The sequence below is a fragment of the Sulfitobacter sp. genome, assembly GCF_041552635.1.
Classification (GTDB): Bacteria; Pseudomonadota; Alphaproteobacteria; order Rhodobacterales; family Rhodobacteraceae; genus Sulfitobacter.
In genome coordinates this window covers 1-1,737 of the sequence record NZ_JBFEKM010000343.1, presented here as the reverse complement: position 1 = coordinate 1,737, position 1,737 = coordinate 1, and the positions used below count along the sequence as shown (strand labels likewise).

Below are 1,737 nucleotides of genomic sequence, written 5' to 3'. Positions count from 1 at the left end.
TAGGTAATTGACGGTGCCCCATCTGTCGAGAATACAATCGAGACCCATGAAAAATATATTACTATCAATTATTTAGACGTAATCCTACCATCGGACAGGGGTCCTCTGGGTAAGCCAATTCACCTGTAAAACCCAGGCTGCAGGTGCCGAGTTCGCCATCACATCTCACCCTTGTCACCCTTGCAAAATCTGGCAGATTTTAGCAAAACTAAGGCAAACTGGTCTGAGCTGTCGCATGGCCAGCGGCCTAAACTCACGCCAAGATTGCCTGGGCGGCGTTCGATCTCTAGACGCTTGATTGCTATCATCAGATAGGTTCAACACCCAAAAGGCCAAATATTCATGCTCGTCCTATGTTTGATTTTGGGTATCTTGGCAGGTTTTGGCAGCGCCCTTTTTGCGCTGGCTTCAGGATACGGCATCACTGGCCTTATTGTGGCCTACGCCATCGGCGGTGCCTTTGGCTTTTGCCTTGGTGCATTGGCTTTATTGCGCCGTAAAATTCTGCCTGCACTGCGGGTGTCACAAGATCAAAACACCCGCAACGTTCAAGAAAACAAACGTTAGTTTCGCAATTCGCGGCCACGCAGTTCAACCTCAAAGAGGCTTAGTCTGTTTGATCCAATGCAGCCAGAAACGCCTCGATGCCGCGCTGCAATCGCGCCTTACTCACCGCTGAAAAATCACGTGGTAAGCGCATTTCGACTTTGCCATCTGACGCGGTTACGCGCATCTCTCCTTCCGGCAAGCCAAGACGCAACGACGTTTTTGAAGACGAGCGCACCGCAGCCTTGGTCGCTGGTTTCTTTGACGTCAAGGCGGCGCGCAGAACGGCCAATTCGGCATCGGCATCGCGATCAGGCTGCGCAGCCAATACATTTTTCAGGATGGCGGCATGATCAGCACCCGCCTCGAAATACCGGTAAAGATCCAACCCCAACGCCCGCGGGATCGCCTCGGGAAAGCGCAGCGCGCCGTCAAGGTCACCAATGACACGAGCAAATTGACGAATATAGGTTTTCTTTTGCTTTAAGGCCGACGCATATAGCGTGCTGACCGCATCGCCCACGTCGCCCTCTGAATCCTGCGCATAAGACAAAGCCAGCTGGGCCATTTCACCAAATGACAGATCCTTGCGCACAAGGTTTTCATCGACCATCTTGCGGTACAAATCCACCAGCGGTTCCCCGCGGGGAACCAGCGCCGCAGGGATGCGGGTATATCGCGGATCACCGGTTTCTTCGGCCAATGCCCGAAAGGCTGTCAGCCGCCGATAACCCTGGATCAACTCGTAGCCATTTTCGGTTTGCTCAACCCGGATCGGGTTGGACAGACCAACGGCTTGGATCGACTTCTTCAACTCCGCCAATTCGGGGTCAACATTGGCTGACCGGTCACGGGTTAATTTATCGGTATGAACGTCGGATGTTTGGATCAGATCGGTGATCAAGCCGAGCTTTTTGAGCCGGACATGTTCATAGGCAAGCGCATCGTTTTCAGCCCGAATGGCCGCCTCGGCACTGGCCCGCTCCGTCGTAGCCTCGAGCGTTTCTGAAATAGCGCTGGCCATTGGACCACGCCGGGCAGGGACGGGATCACGGTTTTGCAAAGGGTGCCCCTGAACGTTGTAGGTCTGCACCTCTTCTGCCGCCTCCTCGGGTGGGGCGGGGTTCCCCGCGGGGAACCCCGCCCCACCCGAGGAGGCGGCAGAAGAGGTGCAGACCTACAACGTTCAGG

The 1,737-nt window shown here is 54.9% G+C and carries 2 protein-coding genes; one reads left to right on the top strand and one right to left on the bottom strand.

What is annotated here, in order from left to right:
- The first annotated feature begins 372 nt into the window (after positions 1-372).
- Complete coding sequence (locus ABYT07_RS20920; RefSeq protein ID WP_372993923.1) at positions 373-567, top strand: hypothetical protein; 195 nt, start codon at positions 373-375, stop codon at positions 565-567.
- Positions 568-607: 40 nt separating this feature from the next.
- On the opposite strand, the gene ABYT07_RS20915 is transcribed toward ABYT07_RS20920, so the two are convergent.
- Complete coding sequence (locus ABYT07_RS20915; protein ID WP_372993922.1) at positions 608-1,570, bottom strand: ParB/RepB/Spo0J family partition protein; 963 nt, start codon at positions 1,568-1,570, stop codon at positions 608-610.
- Positions 1,571-1,737 lie beyond the last annotated feature (167 nt).